Genomic DNA, 24,461 nt, shown 5'->3' on the forward strand with positions numbered 1-24,461 from the left:
CGCCCCCCGCGCCGCCGCGGCTACGAGGCCGTCTCCGGTTACCTGTTCGTCGCCCCCGCCGTCGTGCTCTTCGCGGTCATGGGCCTGTACACCGTCGGCTACGGCTTCCTGCTGAGCTTCGCCCGCTGGAACGGCTTCGCGCCGCACTGGGACTGGGTCGGCCTCCAGAACTACAAGGACCTGCTCTGGCAGAATCCGGCCTACGCGCCCCGGCTGCACCACGCGGCGGTCCACACCCTGTACGTGATGATCGCCGTCCCGCTGCTGACCGTCGCGGTGTCCTTCCCGCTGGCGATCCTGCTCAACTCCGCCAAGCGGATGCAGGGCGTGCTGCGTTCGGTCTACTTCGTGCCGTACGTCACCAGCGGCATCGCCGTCTTTTTCGCCTGGCAGTACATTCTCCAGCCGGACGGCGCGGTCAACACCCTGCTCAGCAGCGTCGGCATGGGCTCGCTCGCGCAGCCGCAGGGCTGGCTCGGCAACCCGAACACCGCGCTGCCCACGATGATCGTGGTCACCGTGTGGGGGGCGGTGCCGGTCGCGATGCTGATGTACCTCACCGGTCTCCAGACCATCGACCGCAGCGTGATGGAGGCCGCGCAGCTCGACGGCGCCGGGTGGTGGCGGACGAACGCGTCGGTGGTGTGGCCGCTGGTCCGGCCGATCACCTCGATCGTCGTGCTGCTCAATCTCCGCGACTCCCTCCAGGGCTTCCAGACCTTCCTGGTGATGACCAACGGCGGTCCCGGAGACCACACCAACGTCCTCGGCCTGGAGGCGTACCGGCTGGCCTTCCTCAAGGACCTGGCGCCGACGCTCGGCCTGGCGAGCGCCCTCGGCTGGCTGCTGTTCGCCGCCGCCGTGGTGCTGGCCCTGGTCAACCTGCGAGTCATGCGGAGCAGAACATGACGACGGACATCTCCGGCGCGGGCTCCTCGCGCACTCCGGGACCCACCTCGCCGGCCAGGGCGGCCGTCTCACGCGCCGCCGCGCGCTGGACCGTCGGCATCCTGCTGACGCTCTACGGCCTGGTCAGCGTCTACCCCTTCCTGTGGATGGTCTCGGCCGCTTTCAAGGACCAGGCCGAGGTGGTACGCGGCGGCCATCTGATCCCGCACCACCCGACGCTGGACACGCTGATCCACACCTGGAACCAACTGCACTTCTTCCACTACTTCCTGAACAGCCTTCAGGTCACCGCGCTCACCGTGGTGCTGACGCTCGGGGTGTACGCGGCGGCCGGTTACGCCTTCGCCGTGCTGGACTTCCCCGGCCGCGGCCTGCTCCAGAAGCTCTTCGTCGCGCTGCTGTTCGTGCCCGGCATCACGGTGATGCTGCCGATCGTGCTGCTGGAGAACACGATGGGCGTCCTGGGCACGCACATCGGTCTGGTGCTGCCCTTCGTCAACGGTGGCGCCCCGCTGTCGGTGCTGCTGATGACCGGCGCCTTCAGCGCCGTGCCCCGGGAGCTGCGGGAGTCGGCGCGGGTCGACGGCGCCAACGAATTCCACATCTTCACCCGGATCCACCTGCCGCTGGCCCGGCCCGCGCTGATCACGGTGGCGCTGCTCACCGCGATCCCCACCTGGAACGAGTACCTGCTGACCCGGGTCTCGCTCAACGACGAGAGCGCGTACACGCTGCCGCTCGGCCTCCAGACGCTCGCCTCGTCGAACGTGCCGCACTACAACAACCTGATGGCGGGCGCGCTGATCGTCGTTATCCCGGTGGCGCTGCTGTTCCTGAGCCTCCAGCGCTACTTCGTCAACGGCCTGGTCGGGGCGGTGAAGGGCTGATGCGCGTCCTGGTCACAGGGGCCGCCGGCCACATCGGCGGCCATGTCAGCGCGGCGCTGCTGGCCGCCGGGCACGAACTGGTGCTCACCGATCTGCTGCCAGTGACCGAGCCGCGCGCCGCGCGCGTGCACACCGGCGACCTCCAGGACCCGGAGCTGGTGCGCGAGGCCATGGCGGGCGCGCAGGCGGTGGTGCACCTCGGGGCGATCCCGCACCCGAACGACACCGACCCGAGCACGCTGTTCGCGCACAACTGCCTCACCGCGCACCGGGTGTTCGAGGAGGCGGGCCGGGCCGGGGTGCGCCGGGTGGTGGCCGCCTCCAGCATGGCCGCGGTGGGCCTGGCCTGGTCACCGGTGCCGGTCTCGCCGTCCTACGTCCCGCTGGACGAGGCCCATCCGAGCCTGCTGCGCGACCCGTACGGCCTGTCGAAGGCCGCGCTGGAGGAGGTGGCGCGCACCGCGCACCGCCGCTGGGGCCTGGACGCGGTCTGCCTGCGGCTGCCCTTCACCGGGACCGGCGACCGGCTCGGCCGCTTCCTGGACGCCTGCGCGGCCGACCCGGCCGGTCAGCGGCACGACCTGTGGGGCTGGCTGCACACCCGGGACGCGGCCGAGGCGGTACGGCGCGCGCTGGAGGCCGAGCTGACCGGGTGTCACGTCGTCAACGTCACGGCCCCCGACACGACATCCGCGCTGCCGTCCGCGGAACTGATGGCCCGTCACCATCCAAAGGTGCCGCTGCGCGCCGGCCTCCCGGACCACTCCTCGCTCTTCGACACGGCCGCCTGCACGCGGCTACTGGGCTTCACGCCCCGGCGCACCTGGCGTACGGCCGCCCACGGCAGAAGGAAACGCAACGGTGCGTGACGACCGGCACATCGTCGAAGAGCGGATCACCGGATTCCTCGCGCAGGCGGTCCGTCCCGCCCTCTCTTGATCCACCCGGGCGCGAGCAACCGGCCACCGGCTGTGAGCCCGAGGAACAGCGCGACCACCCCATTGGAACCGACCTCCCTGAGGAGAGGCCGACATGAGACCCACCCTCGTGACATGGCTGCGGCCCCCCGCCGCGTTAGCACTGCTGCTGCTCGCGGCCCTGCTGCTCCCTCCGTCGTCCCGGGCCGCCGCGGCGGCCCTGTATCCGCTGGGCGTCGGCGCCGACCTCGGCCCGAAACCGGTCACGCTGGGCCTGACGGCGAGCGCGGGCGACTCCGCCGACGGCCCGCGCACCGGTGAGAAGAACGGAAAGCCGTACTGGCGGACCGATGTGGCGACCGGCACGGACTACATCAAGCTGGCGCTGGACCGGGAGTGGACCGACACCGTCGGCGGCGCCGGCCAGGTCACCGTGGCGGTGACGTACGACGACGAGCCCGGCGGGACGACGCTTCGGCTGACGCGCGGCGCGAGCGATCTCGTCGGCAGTGTGCCGCTCACCGGAGCGGCCGGGTGGACGACGGAAGCCTTCACCGTACCGGCGGACTTCGGGACGGAGGCGGGCCGTGAGCTGCGGCTGTCGGGGACGAAGGACGGGGCGCCCGCCGACGTGACGGTGGCGTCGGTGCGGGTCGCCGCGGGCCAGTCCGTGGATCTCGGCGCCGCGGTCAACGCGCACGGCATCTCGCCGCGGGCGGGCGACAACGACACGCACCTCGTGACCGGCACGGAGGCGGGCCGCGGCTACTGGGGCACCGACCAGAGCCGACCGGGCGCCGAGACCGGCTTCTTCTACATGAACGTGGACGACACCGCGCTGTACGACAACCGCGACCCGGTCGCGGTCACCGTCGACTACTTCGACCGGGGCAACGGAGCGATCCAGCTCCAGTACGACTCCCCCGGCGACACCATCCCGGAGATGTTCAAGAACTCGCCGGTCTTCGCCTACGGCGACTCGGGGACCTGGAAGACCCACACCTTCCTGCTGGACGACGCGATCCTCACCAACCGCTCCAACGGCTCGGACTTCCGCGTCACCACCGGCGGCAGCCCGGCAGAACTGAAGGTCGCCCGCGTCTCGGTGACCGCGCTGCCGAGCGTGCTCGACCCGACGACCGGCCTCAGGCAGCTTGTGGCGCAGGCCGATCTGGCCTACCTGGCGGCCCGCGAGGGCACCCGCGACGGGCAGTACCCGGCGGGCGCGAAGGCCGCGCTCCGGAAGGCCGCCGACGCGGCCCGCGCGGTCGCGGACGGCGCCGGCGTCACCGACGAGCAGGCGCGTACCGCCTTCCACGCGCTGGCCACCGCGCTCGACGTCTTCCACGCCGCCGCCGTGAACACCGATCTGGCGCACCTGGGCACCGCCACCGCCTCGTCCACCGCCGCCGGGTCCGCCCCGGCCGCGGCGATCGACGGGAACGGCGGCAGCGCGTGGGTCAGCGGGGACGGCGGGACGGGCGAGACCTTCACCGTGGACCTGGGCGCCGCCAAGCGCTTCAACCAGGTCAAGGCGGGCTGGACCGGCGCCTTCTCCCGCGACTACACCGTCCAGGTGTCCACGGACGGGACGCGCTTCACGGACGTGGGCCGCACCGGGGCCGTCGGCGGCTCGGTGTTCACCACCGCCTTCGCGCCGACGACCGCCCGGTACGTCCGGCTGGCGATCCACGGGTACAGCGCGGGCCAGACCACGGTGGGCCTCGCCGTTCTTGAGGTCCGCGACCAGCGGGTCGTCACACCGCACCCGAAGCTGGTCACCCCCCGCTACTCGACCGGCGCTCCGGTCGTCGCCGACTTCGACCTCCGTGACTACGGCGTCGACACGACGGGGAAGAGGGACGCGACCGCCGCCGTGCAGTCCGCGCTCTACGACTGCCAGGACGCGGGCGGCGGCACGGTGTGGCTGGGCGCGGGCACCTACCGCCTCACCAGCACCGTGGAGGTCCCGGCCTTCTGCTCGCTGACCGGCGACCGGCGCGACCCGGACCGCGGGTCCGGCGGCTACGGCACGGTGATCCGCGCCGACCTGCCGCCGGGCGCCGACGGGCCGGTGCTCTTCCGGATCGGCGGCAGCGCCAGCGTCCAGGGCCTGACCACCTACTACCCGCGGCAGAACGCGGCCCACCCGGTGCCGTACAACAACACCTTCGAGATTCCGGGTTCGGCCTGGCAGAGCGACGCGAATTTCATGATGAGCACGGTCGCGCACGTCACGATGCTCAACTCGTACAAGGGCGTCGGCGTCTCCACCAAGACCGATGACCGCGGCAGGCCCGCGGTGCAGGGCCAGGTGCACGAGTCGGCGACGCTCGACGACATCAAGGGGACGGTGCTGTTCACCGGGGCCACCGGTTACAACGGCTCGGACGTCGGCACCTGGAGCGACATCACCTTCTCCAACTCCTACTGGGCGCACGCGCCTTCGGCGTACGACCCGCCCGCGCGGCCGGCGCTCGACCGGTGGACGCGGGCCAACGGCACGGGACTTGTCCTCGGTGACCTGGAGTGGGACCAGTTCTCCCGGATCTCGCTGTCCGACTACCGCACCGGCATCCAGGTCGCGAAGGGCCAACGGGCGGCCTTCGTCGGCGCGTTCCGGCAGACCCGGGTGGTGCGCACCGATGTGGCCCTCCAGGTGGACGACATCGACACCCGCTGGGGCATGACGATGGCCGGGGGCACGCTTCAGGGCAGCCTCGCGTCGGTCCGCAACACCACCAAGGGATTCGTGAAGGTCACCGGCACGACGCTGGACGGCCCGGCCTCCGGCACGGTCGTGACGATGCCAGGCCCCGTACCGGTCCAGGCCGCCGCACCCGCCCTGCCCGCGCCCCGCAGGCACGCGCTCTACGCGGCGGGCGCCGTCCCGCACGGCGTGGGATACCAGCCCGCCGCCGACGCCACCGCGGGCATCCAGCGGCTGCTGGACCGGGCGGGCGCGCAGGGCGGCGGCACCGTGTACCTGCCCGCGGGCTGGTACCGGGTCGAGGGCCGGCTGCGGGTCCCGGCCGGGGTCGAACTGCGGGGAGCCTCGTCCTCGCCGAACCGCGACGAGGACGGCGCCAGCGGCGGCACCGTGCTGTTCGCCTACGCGGGCCGGAACACCGCGAAGGCCGACACCGCCGCCGCCTTCGTCACGCTCGCCGGAAACGGCTCGGGGGTGCGCGGCCTGCGGGTCTTCCACCCGGAGAACAACCCCGCGACCGGCTACGTCCCCTACCCGTACGACATCCGTGGCACCGGCCGCGGCACGTATGTGGTCGATGTCGGTCTGACCAACGCGTGGAACGCCGTCGACGAGGGCGACGACGGCTTCGTGGTGCACAAGGTGACCGGGGTCTTCCTCAACCGGGGCGTCACGGCGCGCGCGGGCCGCGGCGGCCTGGTCGACGGGGTGCTCAGCAACGGCAACGCGGTGAACCGCACCGGCTTCGGCGTTCCCGGCTGGGGCCTCGGCAGTGATCTGTTCGCGCAGACCATCGACGGGTTCACCCGCGAGAACACCGACCTGGTGCATGTGGACGGCGCCCGCGGCCTGACGGTCTCGGACGTCTTCGGCTACGGCATGCACAACGGTCTGGTGGTCACCTCCGGTGACGTCCGCGCCTTCAACCTGGGCACTGACAACCTCGGCGACGGCGGGTACACCGTGAAGGCGGGTGCCTCGGCCGACGTCACGGCGGTCAACGTGCTGCGCTACAACGGCGCGACGTCCACCGGTCCCGCCAAGCTGCTGGGCATCATGGCGATCAACATGGTGCAGCAGTCGGTGACGGCCACGGCCGAGCCCGCGAGCGGCGGGAAGGTCACCGTCGGCGGGAACCAGACGGAGCCGGGCCGCTTCGAGCGCGGCGGCACCGCGACCGTGACGGCCGTACCGGCGTCCGGCTTCCGCCTGCTGGGCTGGACGCTCGACGGCGCCCGACTGCCCGGCAGCGGGCGGACGATCACCGTGCCGGTGACCGGGGACCGTACGGTCGTGGCGCGTTTCGGGCCGGTCGGCGTCAACTGACCGGCGGGCGGGCCCGGTCGACCGCCGCCGCGCGGCCGTCCGGGCCCGTCGTCATGGGCGGGCGACCGCTGCCGTCAGGAGTGGGTGACCGGCAGCACGTCGGGCGAGAGCGTGCCCGCGCCCGCGGTCGCGCTGGTCATCCGGCGGCGGTGGTGACGGCGGCACAGCACCTCGTAGCCGACCTCGCCGGAGCGGTCGACGTCGCCGATCACCACCTGCGCGCCCTCGACGACCATCACGCCGTCGACCGTACGGGCGTTGTGGGTGGCGCGCTCACCGCACCAGCACAGCGCCTCGACCTGAAGGGCCTCGACGCGGTCGGCGAGCTCGATGAGCCGCTGCGAACCGGGGAAGAGCCGGGTGCGGAAGTCGGTGGTGATGCCGAACGCGTGCACGTCCAGGTCGAGTTCGTCGACCACCCGCGCCAACTGGTCGATCTGCTCGGGCGCGAGGAACTGCGCCTCGTCCACGATCACGTAGTCCACCCGGCCGCCGCGGCTGAGCACGCCGATCACATGGCCGTACAGGTCCATGCCGTCCGCGACCTCGACGGCGTCGGTGACCAGGCCGAGCCGCGAGGAGAGCTTGCCCTCGCCCGCGCGGTCGTCCCTGGTGAAGATCACCGACTGGAGGCCGCGAGCGGTGCGGTTGTGGACGATCTGGAGGGCGAGAGTGCTTTTGCCGCAGTCCATCGTTCCGGAGAAGAAGACCAGTTCGGGCATGGGAAGGACGACGGCCTCTCGATGGGAGCGGATGGGGGGCGGATATGGGTCTGACGGGGACGGGAGAGTGCGGCGGCGGGCGGGCCTCAGGAGCGTACTTCGAGCAGCGGTACGAGCTGCTCGGCGGCCACCATCGAGCCGTGCAGGCCGACCATCTTCGACTCCCCCGATTCCGTGCGGTGGGCGACGATCGCGATGTCGTCGCGGGCGACGGCCACGACATCGCCGATCCGGCCGGACACCCGCTCGTCCGGCGGCGGTCCGAACCAGCCCGCCTCGATCGCCTCGGCCCTGGTCGCCACCCACATCTGCTCGCCGAGGACCTCGCTCCACACCGCGTGCACGTCACCCGCGGCGCCGGGCACCGCGTAGACGTGCCGGGCGCGGGCCTCGCCGCCGAGCACCGCGACCCCTGCACGCAGTTCCCAGTCCTCGTCGAAGTCGATCCGGGACCCCTCGTCGAAGGGGATGTCGATCATGCCGTGGTCGGCGGTGACGTACAGGGCGCTGCGCGGCGGCAGTTGCTCGGCGAGCCGCTGCGCCAGCCGGTCGACCATCATGAGCTGGCCGCGCCAGGCGTCGGAGTCGACGCCGTGCCGGTGCCCCATGCCGTCCAGTTCGCTGTAGTACGTGTAGACCAGCGTGCGGTCGGCGGCGCCGAGCCGGTCGGCGGCCAGGTCCATCCGCTCCTCGCCGGTGAGGCGCCCGTGGAAGGTGCCGCCGGACAGCGCGACCTTGGTCAGCGGGGTGTTGACGAAGGTCGGCGAGGAGACCTGGCAGGTGGCGATCCCGGCGGCGTCGGCGAGCTGGAAGACGGTGGGGTGCGGCTGCCAGACGTGCGGCGCGGTCCAGGGCTGCCAGCGCAGTTGGTTCATCAGCTCGCCGGTGGCCGGATTGAGCGTGGTGTAGCCCGCCAGGCCGTGCGCGGAGGGCGGCAGCCCGGTGCCGACCGAGCCGAGCGAGGTCGCGGTCGTCGCCGGGAATCCGGCGGTCAGCGGGCGGCCGGTGCCGCCGCGCGAGGTCGGCAGCAGCGAGGTGAGGTACGGCGCCTCGTCGGGGTGGGCCCGGATCAGCTCCCAGCCGAGGCCGTCCACCAGGAAGACGCAGACCCGGTCGGCGGGCGTCAGTTCCAGACCGGTGGCCGGCATGCCGGGGACGGCGAATCCGGCGACGGCGGCCGGGATGACGTCACAGAGCGCGCCGGTGCCGTAGTCGGGTACGGGAGCGGTACGCGGATCGAGCGGCGCGGAACCGTACCCGCCGTGCAGCGGCTGGGCCATCAGTCAGTGGCCGCTGTCGCCTCGGAGAGCGCCTGCGCGAAGGCCAGGGTCTGGCGGACGGTGTCCGGGCCGTCGCCCGCCTCGCTGACCCGCAGCGACAGGTCGTCGGCGGTCGAGGAGCCGGTGTAGCCGTGGTCGGCCTCGCAGTTGGGGTCGCCGCAGGCGGCGGGCTCCAGGTCGAGCCGCGAGACCGCGCCCCAGCCGATGGTGAGCACCACTTCGCGGGGCAGCGTGCCGGGCGTGTACGACTCCGGGTTCGCGACCACCCGGCTGACCACGACCGAGGAGATCCGGCCGATCTTCACCGATTCGGTGGAGGTGGTGGCGTACGGCGTCGGCGAGGTGTCGTCGGCGGCCTGCTCGTCGGTGTGGCTGACGATGAAGCGGCTGTCGGTGAGCACCAGCACGGTCACATGACGACGGACCTCGTTGGCGTCGAAGCTGGTCTCCTGGTGGACCAGGTAGGAGGAGACCGGCTCGCGTCCGACCGCCGCCTCGACGGCCTCCGCCACGAGGGTGGGGTAGTAGCCGCTGCGCTCGATGGCCGTGCGCAGGCCCTGAGTCGTAGTACCGGTCTTCGCCATGCCGACCATCCTAAGGGCCAGGTACGACCGCGACGTGCTCGGAGCGCGACCCGGCGTGCGGGCGGGCGCGGGAGCGGGCTCCGGGTCAGAACGAGGACAGCGCCCGCGGCCCGAGATCGGTGCGGGCGGGCGGCCTGGCCAGGCGGACGGACGCGCCGAGGACGGTCAGGCCGTGCGAGGAGACCACCACCGGTTCCAGGTCGACCGCGACGACCTCCGGGAGATCGGCGGTCAGCAGCGACACGCGCAGCAGCAACTCCTCCAGCGCGTCGGTGTCGACCGGCTCGGCGCCGCGCCAGCCGAACAGCAGCGGCGCGGCCTTGATGGAGCGGACCAGTTCGGCCGCGTCCCGGTCGGTGGCGGGGACGAGCCGGTGGGCGGTGTCGCCGAGCAGTTCCGAGGGCGCGCCCGCCAGGCCGAACGACAGGACGGCGCCCGCGGCCGGGTCGACGCCCGCCCGTACCACCGTGTCCACACCGCGCGGCGCCATCGCCTGCACGACGGGCAGCAGCTCGCGCGGGGTGCCGAGCCGCGCGGTCAGCTCGTCGTAGGCCCGCCGCAGGTCGCCCTCGTCCGCCAGGTCCAGGCGTACGCCGCCGAGGTCGGCGCGGTGCCGCAGGTGGGGGGCGGTGGTCTTGAGCGCGACGGGGTAGCCGAGCCGGGCGGCGGCGGCTACCGCGGTGTCGGCGTCGGGCGCGGGCAGCGCGCCGCGCACCTGGATGCCGTACCGGCCGAGCAGCGTGGCGGTGTCCGCGTCGCCGAGCGCGATCCCGCCCTCGGGCGCCTGACCGGTCGGCAGCAGGCGGCGTACGTCGTCGGCCGCCGCGGCCTCCTGGATGTCGTCGAACTGCGGGATCCGGCCGGGGTCCGCCGATCCGGCGCGCCAGGCCGCGTAGGCGGCGGCCTCGGCGAGCGCGCGCACGGCCCGGTCGGGCGCGGAGTAGGCGGGGATACGGGAGGCGGCCTCGTCGCCGGGCGCGCCAAGCCGGTCGGCCATGGTCTCCAGGGCGAGGTGGGCGACCACCACGGGCTTGCCGCCGCCCGCGGCGGCGGTCGTACGGCGCAGCGCCTCGGCGAGCGCCGGGTCGTCGCCGGACTCGGGGTCCGGGGCGTCCTCGGAGCCGACGCGCGGGATCGCGGTGACGACGACGGCGTCGCTGCCGGGGTCGGCGAGCGCGGCGCCGAGGGCGGCGGCGAAGTCGTCGGGGGTGGCCGCGGTGGTGAGGTCGAGGGGCGCGGCGGGCCGCAGTCCCGCGGTGAGCGCGGCGTCGTAGGTGAGCAGGCCGAGCGATTCGGAGTTGCCGAGGACGGCGATCCGGTCGCCCGCGGGCAGCGGCTGGAGGGCCAGGAAGAGTCCGGCGTCCAGCAGTTCGGTGACGGTGTCCACGCGGATCACCCCGGCCTGCCGGAAGAGCGCGGAGACGGTGGAGTCGGGGATACGGGTGGCGGGCACGGCGTGTCCGGCCGGGACGGAGCCGGAGTGCAGGGCGCCCTTGACGACGACCACCGGTTTGGCGGCGGCGGTGCGGCGGGCGAGCCGGGTGAATTTGCGCGGGTTGCCGAAGGATTCGAGGTACATCAGGACGGCGTCGGTGTCGGGGTCGTCCTGCCAGTACTGGAGGAGGTCGTTGCCCGAGACGTCGGCGCGGTTGCCCGCGGAGACGAAGGAGGACGGGCCCGCGCCGCGGCGGTGCAGTCCGGAGAGCAGGGCGATGCCGATCGAGCCGGACTGGGTGAACAGGCCGAGGCGTCCGCTGCGCGGCATCTCGGGCGACAGGGAGGCGTTGAGCCGGATCCCGGCGGCGGTGTTGAGGACGCCGAAGGCGTTCGGGCCGATCACCCGCATGCCGTGGCTCCTGGCCTGCCGGACCAGCTCGCGCTGGCGCGCCCTGCCCTCCTCGCCGGTCTCGGAGTATCCGGCGGCGACCACCACCAGGCCCTGGACGCCCGCGGCGCCGCAGTCGGCGACGGCCTCGGGAACGCGGTCGGCGGGCACGGCGATCACGGCGAGGTCGACGGGGGCGCCGATGCCGAGGACGGAGCGGTGGCCGGGCACGCCGTCGATGTCGGTTCCGCCGTCCGGGAGGGAGGGGAAGGAGCGGTTGACGGCGTAGACGTGGCCGGTGAAGCCGCCCGCGACGATGTTGCGCAGCAGCGTACGGCCGACGCCGCCCGGCCTGCGCCCGGTGCCGACGACGGCGACCGAGCCGGGGCGCAGCAGCCGCTGGACGGAGCGGGCCTCGGCGCGGTGCTCGCGGGCCCGCATGACCTGGACGGACTGCTCGGTGGGTTCCAGGTCGAGTTCGAGGTGGACGACGCCGTCGGTGAAGCTGCGCTGCTGGGTGAAGCCCGCGTCGGTGAAGACCTTGACCATCTTGCGGTTGGCGGGCAGGACTTCGGCGGTGAAGTGCAGGATGCCGCGCTCGCGGGCGACGGCGGCGATGTGTTCGAGCAGCGCGGAGGCGACGCCGCGGCCCTGGTGGGCGTCCTGGACGAGGAAGGCGACCTCGGCGCGGGTCCCGGTGGTGCCCTTGTCGGCGGAGACGGCCCGGCCCGCGTCGTCGGTGCGGTCGTAGCGGACGGTGGCGATGAAGTCGCCGCCGACGGTGGCGGCGAGGCCCACGCGGTCGTCGTAGTCGTGGTGCGTGAAGCGGTGCACGTCCCGGTCGGACAGCCGGGGGTAGGGCGCGAAGAAGCGGTAGTACTTCGACTCGTCGGAGACCTGCTCGTAGAAGTCGACGAGCCGTCCCGCGTCGTCGGGCCCGATCGGCCTGATGTGGGCGATCCCGCCGTCCCGCAGTACGACGTCCGCCTCCCAGTGGACGGGGTACGGATGCGCCGTCTGCTCGCTCATGGCCTCAGCGTAAGCGGGTGGCCCGGCGGGCGCGTCACACTCGCGGAGCCGACGCGCAGGGGGCAGTCTGGTGGGGGCCGCGATCGTGCCGACGTGCCGGAGCAGCGCTCCGGCCGTGCGAAACTGGTCTAGACAACTGGAACGACCCGAAGGGCAGCACCATGGTTGAGCGCCGTGTCAACGTCGGCTGGGCGGAGGGCCTGCACGCCCGCCCCGCGTCCATCTTCGTCCGCGCGGCCATGGCCGCGGGCGTCCCCGTGACGATCGCGAAGGCCGACGGCAACCCGGTCAACGCCGCGTCCATGCTGGCCGTGCTCAGCCTCGGCGCGCAGGGCGGCGAGGAGATCGTGCTCGCCTCCGAGGCCGACGGCGCCGACGCCGCGCTCGACCGGCTGGCGAAGCTCGTCGCCGAGGGCCTGGAAGAGCTCCCCGAGACCGTCTGAGCGCGGCCGGGGATTTGGGACAGGTGAATTCAGCGGGGCCGGACAATCCACCCGGATTGCACCGGTCCCGCTTTATTGCATTTACGGGTGCCGCAATTCTACGCACTTGTATACGGTGCGATTGTTAATTGCGGCGGCGCACCGCGTTGACGGGATGTTTCAGGATCCTCACCGCGGCGCTGCGCTCCACATGCCCGGCGGCCAGTCTGCGGGCCCGCTCGGCGTCACCGCGCGCCACCGCGTCCACGAGCGCCGCGTGCTCCTCCCACGACTCCACCGCGCGGGTGGGCACCTCGCCGCCGTACACCCAGGCGATCTTGTGGCGCAGTTGCGTGAGCAGCGCGGCCAGCGTGGGACTGCCCGACGCCTGCGCCAGGGTCTCGTGGAACCAGCCGCCGAGCGACGGCAGGTCGGACAACTGGCCCTGGACCGCGCGCTCCTGACCTAGGCGTACGAGCCCGCGCAGCACCTTCAGATGCGCGTCGGTACGGCGCTGGGCGGCACGCGCGGCGCCCAGCGGCTCCAACAGGCCGCGCAGTTCGAGAAGGTCGGCCGCCTCCTGCTCGGTCGGCTCGGCCACCGACGCGCCGGCGTGCCTGCGGGTGCGGACGAAGCCCTCGGACTCCAAGGTGCGCAGCGCCTCGCGGACCGGCACGCGCGACACCCCGTACCGCTGTGCGAGCAGTTCCTCCGTCAGCCGGCCGCCCGGCGGGAAGAAGCCGCTGACGATGTCGTCGCGGATGGCCGTACACACCACCTGGGCGGAGATACGCCGCCCCGTGCCGTCCGTCCCGTTCACATCCGATTCCGCATCGCAGGACCCCATTCTTTCCGCGCATTCTGCGGTAACCCTATTCCAGCACACCAGGGATTCCGATCACAGTCCCGAATATGGGACTTCTTTTGGTGCGCGGGACGGACGTGAGACGGACGTGGGACGGACGCGGGACGGACGAAGGCCCCGGCGGGGGGAGCCGGGGCCTTCGTGCTGAGGGGGCGGTGCGGTGGTTCCTGAGGGTCAGACCGAGACGCCGTGCTTGCGCAGGTAGGCGACGGGGTCGACGTCGGAGCCGTAGTCGGGTCCGGTACGGGCCTCGAAGTGCAGGTGCGGCCCGGTGACGTTGCCGGTCGCGCCGGACAGGGCGATCCGCTGGCCGGGCGTGACGCTCTGGCCGACCGAGACCTGGATCGAGGACAGGTGGCCGTACTGGGTGTACATCCCGTCGGACATCCGGATCACGATGTTGTTGCCGTACGAGCCGCCCCAGCCGGCCTCGACCACGGTGCCGGAGCCGACCGCGTGCACGGTGGTGCCGCTGGCCGCGTGGAAGTCGATGCCGGTGTGGTAACCGGAGGACCACAGACCGCTGGAGGCGCGGTAGGCGGTGGAGACGTAGGAGTCGCCGACCGGCAGGACGAAGGAGCCGAGGCGCTTGCGTTCGGCGGCGGCGCGGTCGGCGCGGGCCTTGGCCTCGCGGGCGGCCTGCGCCTTGGCCGCGGCCTCCGCCTTGGCCTTCGCGGCTGCCGCGTCGGCCTTGGCCTTGGCCGCCTTGGCGCGGGCCGCGGCCTCCGCCTGCTTGCGGTCGGCCTCCGCCTTGGCCTTCGCCGCCTCGGCGGCCTTGTGCTGGGCCTCCGCCTGCGCGGCCAGGGAGTCGGCGAGCGAGCCGGTCACATCGGCGGTACGGGCGAAGACGGTGTTCGCGACGGCGTCGTGCGCGCTCTCGGCGTGGGCCGTGGCGGTCATCGAGGTGGCGCCGAACGCTCCGGTCGCGGTGAGCACCGCGACTCCGGCGAGCGTGCCGCCACCGCGGACGGTGCGTGCGGCGCCACGGCGGGGACGGCGGTGCTTCCCGCTGGGCGCGGGCAGAACGGTGAACGCCATGAAGAGGCGTCGCTCCTTTCCTTCCTTCTCGCCTACCGGGTTAGCTGACGGGTTCGGAGCAGGAAGGTCTCCTACGGGTCCGCCCGCCGCTCGGCGGTCGGTCCCGATTCACCCCAGGGACTGCTCCCTCGCGAGAGGGCTGGGTCCCCGGCTCCCCTGACGGGGACTCGGCGATGTGTGCCCGCGAGCCGCCGGACGCGGCCGCTGCTGACGGGCAACGAGCGAAGACGCTAACCGCGCTCTCGCCCATCCGCCAAACAGATCAGCTGATTTGTTGCGTACGCCACACTTCGCTGACACTCCCCCGCAAGTCCTCCTCAACTCCCGCGCGGCGCTCCAAAACGCCCGGAACCCCGGCGCCACAGGGGCTGCCGGGGTTCCGGGGTCGCGCGCTTCCACAAGGCCGGGCCGAGTGGCCCGAGCGGTACTACGTGATGATGTTCACCGGTCCGATGCCCAACTCGCCCACCGGCCCGGCGATGACGGACGCGTCCCCGACCAGGACCACCACGAGCCGGTCGAGCGGGAAGGCGTTGACGACCGCGGCGGTCGCCTCCACCGTGCCCGTGGCCGCCAGCCGCGCGTAGAGCTCGGCCTGGTAGTCGTCCGCGAGCTGCTGCTCGACCTGGTCGGTCAGCGTGGCCGCGACGGCCGCCGACGTCTCGTAGCGCAGCGGCGCCACACCGACCAGATTCTGTACGGCGACGTCACGCTCCTCGTCGGTCAGGCCGCCCTCGCCCAGCGTCCTGACGACCTGCCAGGTGTCGGCGAGCGCGGGCCCGGTGACCTCGGTGGCCACCGAGCCGCTGATGCCCAGCAGCGCGGCGCCCGTACCGTCGGCGGAGCCGAGCAGCACCTGCCCGAAGGCGCGTACGCCGTAGGTGTAGCCCTTCTCCTCGCGCAGCACGCGGTCCAGGCGGGAGGTCAGGGTGCCGCCCAGGCAGTAGGTGCCGATCACGCGGGCCGCCCACACCGGGTCGTGCCGGTCGGCGCCGGTACGGCCGATGAGGAGCTGGGTCTGCACCGCGCCCGGCCGGTCCACGATGACCACGCGCGCGGTGTCGTCCGAGGTGATCGCCGGGCGCGGGCGGGGCTTGGCGGCGGAGCCGGTCCAGCCGCCCAGGGTGTCGTCGAGCAGCCGCGGCAGGTCGATGCCGGTGAGATCGCCGACCACCACGGCGGTCGCGGTGGACGGGCGGACATGAGCGCGGTAGAAGGCGCGTACGGCCGCCGCGTCGATCCCGCGGACGGTCTCCTCGGTGCCCTGGCGCGGCCGGGAGCAGCGCAGCTCCGGTGCGAACAGCTCCTTGGACAGCGCCATCGCGGCCCTGCGGGCGGGGTTGGCCAGCTCGTGCGGGATCTCGTCGAGCCGGTTGGCGACCAGCCGCTTGATCTCGTCCTCGGGGAAGGCCGGGGTCAGCAGCGCCTCGGCGAGCAGGGCGAGCGCCTTGTCGAGGCGGGAGGCGGGCACTTCGAGGGAGACCCGCACACCGGGGTGGTCGGCGTGCGCGTCCAGCGTGGCGCCGCAGCGCTCCAGCTCGGCCGCGAACTCCTCGGCGGTGTGCTGCTCGGTGCCCTCCGACAGCGCCCTGGCCATGATGGTGCCGACGCCGTCCAGGCCCTCGGGCTCGGCGTCCAGCGGCGCGTCGAGCAGCACCTCGACGGCGACGACCCGCTGTCCCGGGCGGTGGCTGGTCAGCACCGTCAGGCCGTTGCCCAGGGTGCCGCGGTCGGGGGCGGGGAACGCCCACGGCCGGGGCTCCCCTGCCTGCGGCTGCGGGTGGAACGTCATGACGGCCGCGGTCTCGCTCACAGCTCGCCCTCCTGCTCGGTGGCTTCGTCGGTCGCTTCGTCGGTCGCTTCGTCGGTGGTGTCATCCGCCGCGTCGCCGCCGGTGGGCTCGTAGACGAGGACCGCGCGGTTGTCGGGGCGCAGCCGCGCGGCGGCCACGGCCCGCACCTGCTCGGGGGTGACGGCCAGCACGCGCTGGACGGCGGTGAGGGCGAGCTGCGGGTCGCCGAACAGCACCGCGTAACGGCACAGCTCGTCGGCCCGGCCGCCCACGGTGGCGAGCCGGTCGAGCCACTCGCGCTCGATCTGCGCCTGGGCGCGCTCCATCTCCTCGGGGCTCGGGCCCTCCTCGGCGAAGCGGGCCAGCTCCTCGTCCACCGCGGCCTCGATGGCGGGCAGTTCGACCCCGCTGGACGCCTTGATGTCCAGCCAGCCGAGCGACGGCGCGCCCGCGAGGCGCAGCAGGCCGAAGCCCGCGGCGACAGCGCTGCGGTCGCGCCGTACCAGCCGGTTGTGCAGCCGGGACGACTCGCCGCCGCCGAGCATGGTCAGCGCCAGGTCGGCCGCGTCGCCGTCGGCGGTCCCGTCCTCCGGCAGCCGGTAGGCCGCCATCAGCGCGCGCGAGGGCACGTCCTCCTCGATCACCTCGCGGAGCTGGCCGCCCATCACCTCGGGCAGCGAGCCGTCGCGCGGTGCGGGCTTGCCGTCGTGCGCCGGGATACTGCCGAAGTACTTCTCGACCCACGCCAGCGTCTGCTCGGGGTCGATGTCGCCGACCACGGCCAGTACCGCGTTGCCGGGCGCGTAGTACGTACGGAAGAACGCCTGCGCGTCCTCCAGCGACGCCGCGTCCAGGTCGGCCATCGAGCCGATCGGGGTGTGGTGGTACGGGTGCCCCTCGGGGTAGGCCAGCGCGGTCAGCCGCTCGAAGGCCGTGCCGTAGGGGACGTTGTCGTACCGCTGGCGGCGCTCGTTCTTCACCACGTCGCGCTGGTTGTCCAGGCTCTCCAGGTCGAGCGCGGTGAGCAGGCTGCCCATCCGGTCGGCCTCCAGCCACAGGGCCAGTTCGACCTGGTGGGCGGGCATGGTCTCGAAGTAGTTGGTGCGCTCGAAGCTGGTGGTGCCGTTCAGCGAGCCGCCCGCGCCCTGCACCAGTTCGAAGTGCCCGTTGCCCTTGACGCTGGCGGAGCCCTGGAACATCAGGTGCTCGAAGAGGTGGGCGAGGCCGGTACGGCCCTTGACCTCGTGGCGGGAACCGACGTCGTACCAGAGGCAGACGGCCGCGACCGGAGTGAGGTGGTCCTCGGAGAGCACCACCCGCAGGCCGTTCGCCAGGCGGTGCTCGGTGGCTGTCAGGCCGCTGGAGTGTGCCTCCGGCGTGGCCGTGTGACCCATGGGCAAGCTGTCCTTCCGGTCGCTGCTGCGTGACTGCGTAGAGTGCTGCCACTCTAGGCAAGGGAGCCGACCGTCCGCGAAGTTCCCGGTCACGCCGTGGGTGAACGTGCCCGCCGCGTCATGGGTGAACGTGCCGTCCACGGCACGCTCGTACCGGGTGGTGGTCCGCGATGTCGGTAGTGCGGTCCACAATGGTCGGCGTCCCACCCGAGCCTTGTGCCCGTCCGAGCCTTGTGCCCGTCCAGATGAAGGAGCAGCCGCCGAGATGGCCCGCCGCACCGCGAAGACCCCGCCGCCCGACGATTTCGAGGAGCGCATCCTCGACATCGACGTCGTGGACGAGATGCAGGCCTCCTACCTCGAGTACGCCTACTCGGTGATCTACTCGCGGGCGCTTCCCGACGCCCGTGACGGGATGAAGCCGGTACACCGCCGCATCGTCTACCAGATGAACGAGATGGGGCTGCGGCCCGACCGCGGCTTCGTCAAGTGTGCCCGCGTGGTCGGCGAGGTGATGGGCAAGCTTCACCCGCACGGGGACGCGTCGATCTACGACGCCATGGTGCGGATGGCCCAGCCGTTCTCGCAGCGGCTGCCGCTGGTCGACGGACACGGCAACTTCGGCTCGCTGGACGACATGCCCGCGGCGATGCGTTACACCGAGGCCCGGATGTCCGGCCCGGCCCAGCTCATGGTGGAGTCGATCGACGAGGACACCGTCGACTTCGCCCCCAACTACGACGGCCAGGAGCAGGAGCCCGCGGTCCTGCCGTCCGCGTACCCCAACCTGCTGGTCAACGGCGCCTCCGGAATCGCCGTCGGCATGGCCACCAACATGCCGCCGCACAACCTGGGCGAGGTCATCGCCGCCGCGCGCCACCTCATCAAGCACCCGAACGCCGACCTCGACACGCTGATGCGCTTCGTGCCGGGCCCCGACCTGCCGACCGGCGGCCGGATCATCGGACTGACCGGCATCCGGGACGCGTACGAGTCGGGCCGGGGCACCTTCAAGATCCGCGCGACGGTCGCGGTGGACGACGTGACGCCGCGCCGCAAGGGCCTGGTCGTCACCGAACTGCCCTTCACCGTCGGCCCGGAGAAGGTGATCGCGAAGATCAAGGACATGGTCAACGCGAAGAAGCTCCAGGGCATCGCCGACGTCAAGGACCTCACCGACCGCGAGCACGGCCTGCGGCTGGTCATCGAGATCAAGAACGGCTTCAACCCCGAGGCCGTGCTGGAGCAGCTCTACAAGCTGACGCCGATGGAGGACTCCTTCGGCATCAACAACGTGTGCCTGGTGGACGGGCAGCCGCTCACCCTGGGCCTGCGCGAACTGCTCCAGGTGTACGTCGACCACCGCTTCGAGGTCGTACGCCGCCGCAGCGAATTCCGCCGCACCAAGCGCCGCGACCGGCTGCACCTGGTGGACGGTCTGCTGGTGGCCCTCATCGACATCGACGAGGTCATCGCGATCATCCGGGCCAGCGACAACTCGTCGGCGGCCAAGGACGGTCTGATGGAGCGCTTCGGGCTCTCCGAGATCCAGACGCAGTACATCCTGGACACCCCGCTGCGCCGCCTCACCCGCTTCGACCGGATCGAGCTGGAGTCCGAGCGCGACCGGCTGAACGCGGAGATCGCCGAGCTGACCCGGATCCTCGACTCGGACGCGGAACTGCGCAAGCTGGTCTCGGCCGAACTGGCCGCGGTCGCCAAGCAGTACGGCACCGAGCGCCGTACGGTCCTGCTGGAGTCGGCGGGCGCGCCGCTGTCCTCGGTGCCGCTCGAAGTGGCCGACGACCCGTGCCGTGTGCTGCTCTCCTCGACCGGGCTGCTGGCCCGTACGACCAACGGCGAGGACTTCAGCGACGGCGGTGCCAAGCGCGCCAAGCACGACGTGATCGTCTCCGCGGTGCCGACCACGGCGCGCGCCGACATCGGCGCGGTGACGTCCGCCGGGCGGCTGCTGCGGCTGACCGTGATCGATCTGCCGATGCTGCCGGACACGGCGGGCGCGCCGTCGCTGGCGGGCGGCGCCGCGCTGTCGGAGTTCCTCACCCTGGAGGACGGCGAGCGGGTGCTGTGCCTGACCACGCTCGACGAGTCCTCGCCCGGCCTCGCGCTCGGCACCGAGCAGGGCGTCGTCAAGCGCGTCGTGCCCGACTACCCGTCGAACAAGGACGACTTGGAGGTCATCGGTCTCAAGGACGGTGACCGGGTGGTCGGCGCGATGGAGCTGCGCACCGGCGAGGAGGACCTGGTCTTCATCACCGACGACGCGCAACTGCTGCGCTACCCGGCCGCGCAGGTACGCCCGCAGGGGCGGCCCGCCGGCGGCATGGCGGGCGTCAAGCTCGCCGACGGCGCCAAGGTGATCTCCTTCACCGCCGTCGATCCCGCCGTGGACGCGGTGGTGTTCACCGTCGCGCGCGCCGAGGGCACGCTGGACGACACGACCGAGGGCACCGCGAAGCTGACGCCGTTCGAGCAGTATCCGCGCAAGGGGCGCGCCACCGGCGGTGTGCGCTGCCAGCGGTTCCTGCGCGGCGAGGTCGGTCTCGCGCTGGCCTGGGCAGGTCCCGCGCCCGCCCGCGCCGCCACGCCCGCCGGCACGCCCGCCGAGCTGCCGCCGAAGGACCCGCGCCGCGACGGCTCGGGTGTGCCGCTGGTCAAGCCGGTCGCGGTGGTGGCGGGACCGGTGTAGCGCCGGCCCGTACGCGGGCCGGTCGTACGGGCGCGTGCGGCTTGTCGTACCGGGTGTCGTACAGCCGGTCGTACGGGCTGTTGTACGGTCGCTGGATACGGGCGCGGTGGCGGGGGCCGCCGCGCCCCGGGAATCGGGGGCCGCCGGGAGGCAATAGGCTCAGCCGGGTGAGCACCTGCACCAGCGCCTCGGCGTCCCTCGCCGAACCGGTGGCCGCCACCGCGGCCACCGCACGGACGTGGCTGCTGATCGAGCAGCCGGGCCCGTGGGGGGCGAAGGCGCTGGGGGCGAGCCGGCTGGACCCGGCGACCGGCCGCGAGCTGGAACGGCTCGCCGACGGCACGGGCACCCGCGTCGCCCTGATCCGCCGCCCCGGCAGACACGCCGACCTGCACCTTCCGCGTCGGCACCGGGTCTACCTCGCGCACACCGCGCCGGGCGCCTCCTGGGTCCGTACCGCCGAGGTCACCGACCCGGCGGAGCTGACCGCGCTGGACTTCACCGCGCTGGGCGCGGGCGCGCACAACGGATTCGGCGACGCGTACGACGGCGCGCCCCTCGCCCTGGTGTGCACCAACGGCAAGCGGGACCGCTGCTGCGCGGTGCGCGGCCGGCCGCTCGCCGCGGAACTGGCCGCCTCGGGCGGCAGCGAGGTCTGGGAGATCACCCACCTCGGCGGACACCGTTTCGCGCCGACCATGCTCGTACTGCCCTACGGCTACACGTACGGCCGGGTGGACGCGCACCACGCGAAGGACGTGCTGGAGGCGGCGCGCTCCGGGCGGATGGTGCTGGACGGCTGCCGGGGCCGCTCGGCGTGGGACCGTCCTGGACAGGCGGCGGATCTGGCCGTACGGGAGCTGACCGGTGAGGACCGTACGGCGGCCGTGGCGGTGGAGGCCGTGGAGCGTACGGACCCGGCTCCCTCGGGTTCCGGCGACGGCGACTGGGCGGTGCGGGTGGCGCACGCCGACGGACGAGTGTGGGAGGTGACGGTCGCGCAGGCCGCGTCGCTGCCGCCGCGCCCGGAGAGCTGCGGCGCGGCCCTCGGCACACCCGCCCGGATGGAGGTCACGGGGATCGAGCGGGTGGCCGGGGGCCGCGGGTCGTAGGGCTCTTTGCCGGGCGTTACGTGACGTTCTTGACGAACTCCGTGGTGTAGGTCTTCTCCAGGTCGACCGTCTTGTCCTTGAGGTTCGGGTTGAAGGACTTCAGGACCGCCTCCACCGTGGCCGGGCCGTCGGGGGGCATCACGCCGTCGGTGGTGAACATCGGCAGCGTGGCCTTGATGGAGTCGGCGTACAGCTTGGCGCCGCCCTGCGCGTAGTCGGAGGGCATCTTCGCGGCGATCTCCTCGGGGGTGTGCGTGGACATCCACTTGAGGGTCTTCACGAAGGCGTTGGCCAGCTTCTGCACGGTCTCCTTGTGGCCGTTCACCCAGTCGGTGTTCATGTAGAGGCTGGAGGACGGGTAGAGACCGCCGAGCGCCTCCCGCGAGCCCTCGGGCGTGCGCATGTCGTACAGCACCTTGCCGATGCCCTTGTCCAGGATCTGCGCGACCGTCGGGTCGGTGGTCATACCGGCCTGGATGGAGCCCTGTTGGAGGGCGGCGATGAAGGTCTGGCCCGCGCCGACGGTGACGGGCGTGAAGTCGCTGACCTTGAGGCCGTTGTGCACCGCGAGGTACTTGGTGAGGAAGTCGGTGGACGAGCCGAGGCCGGTCACGCCGAGCTTCTTGCCCTTGAAGTCCTTGGCGGAGGCGATGTCGCCCGCGGCCTTGGTGGAGACCACCTCGACCTCGCCCGGCGCCTGTGCGAACTGCACGACCGACTCGATCATCTTGTTCTTGGTCTGGAGGTCGAGGGTGTGGTCGTAGAAGCCGACGGCGCCCTGTACGTCGCCGGAGACCAGCGCCGTGGTGGCCTGCACACCGGCCGGTTCGCTCAGCAGCGTCACGTCGAGGCCCTCGGCCTGGAAGAAGCCGAGTCTCTGGGTGAGCATGGCGGGCAGGTAGATGACCTTGTCCAGGCCGCCGACCATGATCTTGACCTTCTCGGCGTTCTTGGCCGGGGTGGCCGTGGAGCCCGCGTCCCCGGTGGAATCCGAGCCGGACCCGGAACCGGACGCGGCGTCGTTGGCACAGGCGGTGAGTGTGGTGAGGGCGAGGGCTCCGGCGAGGGCGAATGCCGGGAGCTTGGCGTACTGGCGCATGGTCACGTCCTTGTGAGCGGGGAACGGGTTACGGGCGGGGGGTTGCGGGCGAGGGGGCAGGGGCCGGGGGGGTTGCGGGCGAGGGGTTGCGGGCCGGCTCAGCGTTCGGCGCCTGGCTGGGCGGGCTTCCAGCGGAAGAGCCGCTTCTCCAGGAAGGTCAGCAGGCCCTCGGCGATGAGGGCGACGACGGCGAGGATCACCATGGCCGCGTAGACCCCGGCGGCGTTGAAAGTGCCCTGCGAGGCGGAGACCAGCAGGCCGATGCCCTTGGTCGCGCCGATGTACTCGCCGACGATCGCGCCGATCAGCGCGAAGCCGAAGCTGACGTGCAGGCTGGTGAAGATCCACGACGTGGCGGCCGGGATCACGACCTGGAGGGTGACGCGGCGGTTGCTCGCGCCGAGGACGCGGGCGTTGGCGACCAGATTGCGGTCGACCTCGCGGGCGCCCTGAAAGGCGTTGAAGAACACCGGGAAGAAGACCAGGACGACGGCGGAGGCCACCTTGGAGGCCGGGCCGAGGCCGAACCAGATGAGGAAGATCGGCGCCAGCACGATGCGCGGCATCGCGTTGAGCACCTTCACATACGGTCCGAAGACGTCCGCGAGGAAGGGGATCCGGCCGAGCGCGATGCCCAGCACCACACCGCCGGCGACACCGATGACCCAGCCGTACAGCGCCTCGTAGAGCGTGTACCAGATCTGCTCGCCCAGGGGGCCCTGCGGTGTGCCGTGCATCGTCCACTGCCGGATCTGGTCCCAGATCTTGGACGGCATGGAGAAGTTGAACGGGTCGATGACCCCGGTGCGGGCCGCCCACTCCCACAGGCCGAGCACGAGGACGAGGACGGCGAGGCGGCTGGAGTACACCAGGAGGGCGCGGTTGCGGACGGCGCGGGCGCGGGCCTTGGTGCGTGGGGTGTCGACGCCGGGCTTGACCGGGACGGCGTCCTCGGGGGTGGCCCCGGTCCCAGCGGTGGCCGGGGCTGCGGACTCAGGCGGCATGTCCGACGCTCCTCTCGCGGGTGATGCGGACCTCTTCGCCCAGCGACGACCAGATCTCGCGGTAGATCTCCAGGAAGCGCGGCTCCAGCCGGACCTCCTCGACCTTGCGGGGCCGCGGCAGGTCGATCGTGAAGACCTCCTTGACGGTGGCGGGCCCCGCGGTCATCACGACGACCTTGTCGGCCAGCGCGATGGACTCCTCCAGGTCGTGGGTGACGAACACCACCGAGGACCCGGTACCGGACCACAGCTCCAGGAGTTCGTCGGACATCAGGGCCCTGGTCTGCACGTCGAGCGCGGAGAACGGCTCGTCCATCAGCAGGATGTCGGGGTCGTTGACGAAGGTCGCGGCGAGCGCGACGCGCTTGCGCTGGCCGCCGGAGAGCTGGTGCGGATAGCGGTCCTCGAAGGCGGTCAGGCCCACGCGGGCCAGCCAGTCGCGGGCCCGCTCCTTGGCCTCGGCCTTGCCGACACCGCGAAAGCGCGGCCCGGCCATGACGTTGGACAGCACGGTCCGCCAGGGGAAGACGGCGTCCTGCTGGAAGACAAAGCCGACGCCGGGGTTGATGCCTTTCACGGTCTCTCCCGAGACCAGCACCTCGCCTTCCGTGGGCTCCTCCAGGCCGCTGACCAGGGTCAGCGTCGTCGATTTGCCGCAGCCGGTCGGTCCGACGACCGCGACGAACTCCCCCCTTTCCACGGTCAGGTCCAGGTCTCTCACGGCGGTGTGCAGGGCGCCGGACGGGGTCCTGAACGCCTTGCTCGCCCCCCGCAGCTCGATGGCGGGGCTCGTTTCGCTGCTCATGGCGGTGGAGGCTAGGAGCGACCACCGCGGC

Annotated in this window: 18 protein-coding genes and 1 riboswitch; of the genes, 7 read left to right on the plus strand and 11 right to left on the minus strand. The window is 72.4% G+C overall.

The window, feature by feature from the left end; all coding sequences use genetic code 11:
- The 4 genes from BGM09_RS36415 to BGM09_RS36430 all read left to right on the plus strand — a co-directional run.
- Positions 1–909: carbohydrate ABC transporter permease (locus BGM09_RS36415; RefSeq protein ID WP_188286040.1), on the plus strand; the 909-nt coding region annotated here is incomplete at its 5' end.
- Positions 906–1,796: a carbohydrate ABC transporter permease gene (locus tag BGM09_RS36420; protein WP_188286041.1), complete on the plus strand. Its 891-nt coding sequence runs from the start codon at positions 906–908 to the stop codon at positions 1,794–1,796. The genes BGM09_RS36415 and BGM09_RS36420, both read left to right, overlap by 4 nt.
- Positions 1,796–2,665 (plus strand): NAD-dependent epimerase/dehydratase family protein, encoded by an 870-nt coding sequence (locus BGM09_RS36425; protein WP_188286042.1) that lies wholly within the window; start codon positions 1,796–1,798, stop codon positions 2,663–2,665. The genes BGM09_RS36420 and BGM09_RS36425 overlap by 1 nt, the downstream gene beginning before the upstream one ends.
- Before the next feature lie 163 nt (positions 2,666–2,828).
- Complete coding sequence (locus BGM09_RS36430; RefSeq protein ID WP_188286043.1) at positions 2,829–6,749, plus strand: discoidin domain-containing protein; 3,921 nt, start codon at positions 2,829–2,831, stop codon at positions 6,747–6,749.
- Between the two features lie 74 nt (positions 6,750–6,823).
- On the opposite strand, the gene BGM09_RS36435 is transcribed toward BGM09_RS36430, so the two are convergent.
- From BGM09_RS36435 to BGM09_RS36450, 4 genes are all read right to left on the minus strand, one after another.
- Positions 6,824–7,471 carry a thymidine kinase gene (locus BGM09_RS36435; protein WP_188286044.1) on the minus strand — a complete coding sequence of 216 codons (648 nt, stop codon included), beginning with the start codon at positions 7,469–7,471 and terminating at the stop codon, positions 6,824–6,826.
- A gap of 86 nt (positions 7,472–7,557) precedes the next feature.
- The gene (locus BGM09_RS36440; RefSeq protein ID WP_188286045.1) at positions 7,558–8,751 is read right to left on the minus strand and encodes an alkaline phosphatase family protein; all 1,194 of its coding nucleotides are present in this window, start codon (positions 8,749–8,751) and stop codon (positions 7,558–7,560) included.
- A complete protein-coding gene (locus BGM09_RS36445) occupies positions 8,751–9,344 on the minus strand; it encodes a DUF5998 family protein (RefSeq protein ID WP_188286046.1) in 594 nt (197 codons plus the stop codon). The genes BGM09_RS36440 and BGM09_RS36445 overlap by 1 nt, the downstream gene beginning before the upstream one ends.
- Positions 9,345–9,420: 76 nt before the next feature.
- On the minus strand, positions 9,421–12,189 hold the full coding sequence (locus BGM09_RS36450) for a GNAT family N-acetyltransferase (RefSeq protein WP_188286047.1): 2,769 nt from the start codon (positions 12,187–12,189) through the stop codon (positions 9,421–9,423).
- Positions 12,190–12,350: 161 nt separating this feature from the next.
- On the opposite strand from BGM09_RS36450, the gene BGM09_RS36455 reads away from it, so the two are divergent.
- Positions 12,351–12,632, plus strand: coding sequence for an HPr family phosphocarrier protein (locus BGM09_RS36455; protein ID WP_188286048.1), 282 nt, complete (start codon positions 12,351–12,353; stop codon positions 12,630–12,632).
- Between the two features lie 124 nt (positions 12,633–12,756).
- Here BGM09_RS36455 and BGM09_RS36460 read toward each other — a convergent pair whose 3' ends face one another.
- From BGM09_RS36460 to BGM09_RS36475, 4 genes are all read right to left on the minus strand, one after another.
- The gene (locus tag BGM09_RS36460; RefSeq protein WP_188286049.1) at positions 12,757–13,458 is read right to left on the minus strand and encodes a GntR family transcriptional regulator; all 702 of its coding nucleotides are present in this window, start codon (positions 13,456–13,458) and stop codon (positions 12,757–12,759) included.
- A 192-nt stretch (positions 13,459–13,650) separates the two neighbouring features.
- Positions 13,651–14,514 (minus strand): M23 family metallopeptidase, encoded by an 864-nt coding sequence (locus tag BGM09_RS36465; RefSeq protein ID WP_188286050.1) that lies wholly within the window; start codon positions 14,512–14,514, stop codon positions 13,651–13,653.
- A 15-nt stretch (positions 14,515–14,529) separates the two neighbouring features.
- Positions 14,530–14,697, minus strand: a riboswitch (cyclic di-AMP (ydaO/yuaA leader).
- A gap of 244 nt (positions 14,698–14,941) precedes the next feature.
- Positions 14,942–16,327: a M16 family metallopeptidase gene (locus tag BGM09_RS36470; RefSeq protein ID WP_188286051.1), complete on the minus strand. Its 1,386-nt coding sequence runs from the start codon at positions 16,325–16,327 to the stop codon at positions 14,942–14,944.
- The gene (locus BGM09_RS36475; RefSeq protein ID WP_188286052.1) at positions 16,324–17,700 is read right to left on the minus strand and encodes a M16 family metallopeptidase; all 1,377 of its coding nucleotides are present in this window, start codon (positions 17,698–17,700) and stop codon (positions 16,324–16,326) included. Before BGM09_RS36475 ends, BGM09_RS36470 begins: the two co-directional genes overlap by 4 nt.
- A 265-nt stretch (positions 17,701–17,965) precedes the next feature.
- Here BGM09_RS36475 and BGM09_RS36480 point away from each other — a divergent pair, with 265 nt between their 5' ends.
- Entirely contained in the window at positions 17,966–20,410 is a 2,445-nt protein-coding gene (locus tag BGM09_RS36480) for a DNA topoisomerase (ATP-hydrolyzing) subunit A (RefSeq protein ID WP_188286053.1), read from the plus strand.
- Between the two features lie 167 nt (positions 20,411–20,577).
- The gene (locus BGM09_RS36485) at positions 20,578–21,522 is read left to right on the plus strand and encodes a sucrase ferredoxin (RefSeq protein ID WP_188286054.1); all 945 of its coding nucleotides are present in this window, start codon (positions 20,578–20,580) and stop codon (positions 21,520–21,522) included.
- A gap of 16 nt (positions 21,523–21,538) precedes the next feature.
- Here BGM09_RS36485 and BGM09_RS36490 read toward each other — a convergent pair whose 3' ends face one another.
- The 3 genes from BGM09_RS36490 to BGM09_RS36500 form a co-directional block, all read right to left on the minus strand.
- Positions 21,539–22,621: an ABC transporter substrate-binding protein gene (locus BGM09_RS36490; RefSeq protein ID WP_188286055.1), complete on the minus strand. Its 1,083-nt coding sequence runs from the start codon at positions 22,619–22,621 to the stop codon at positions 21,539–21,541.
- A 98-nt stretch (positions 22,622–22,719) separates the two neighbouring features.
- Positions 22,720–23,625 carry an ABC transporter permease gene (locus BGM09_RS36495; protein WP_188286056.1) on the minus strand — a complete coding sequence of 302 codons (906 nt, stop codon included), beginning with the start codon at positions 23,623–23,625 and terminating at the stop codon, positions 22,720–22,722.
- Positions 23,615–24,430: an ABC transporter ATP-binding protein gene (locus tag BGM09_RS36500; protein ID WP_188286057.1), complete on the minus strand. Its 816-nt coding sequence runs from the start codon at positions 24,428–24,430 to the stop codon at positions 23,615–23,617. The genes BGM09_RS36495 and BGM09_RS36500 overlap by 11 nt, the downstream gene beginning before the upstream one ends.
- Positions 24,431–24,461 lie beyond the last annotated feature (31 nt).

It is taken from the genome of Streptomyces sp. CBMA29 (assembly GCF_014596445.1).
Lineage (GTDB): Bacteria > Actinomycetota > Actinomycetes > Streptomycetales > Streptomycetaceae > Actinacidiphila.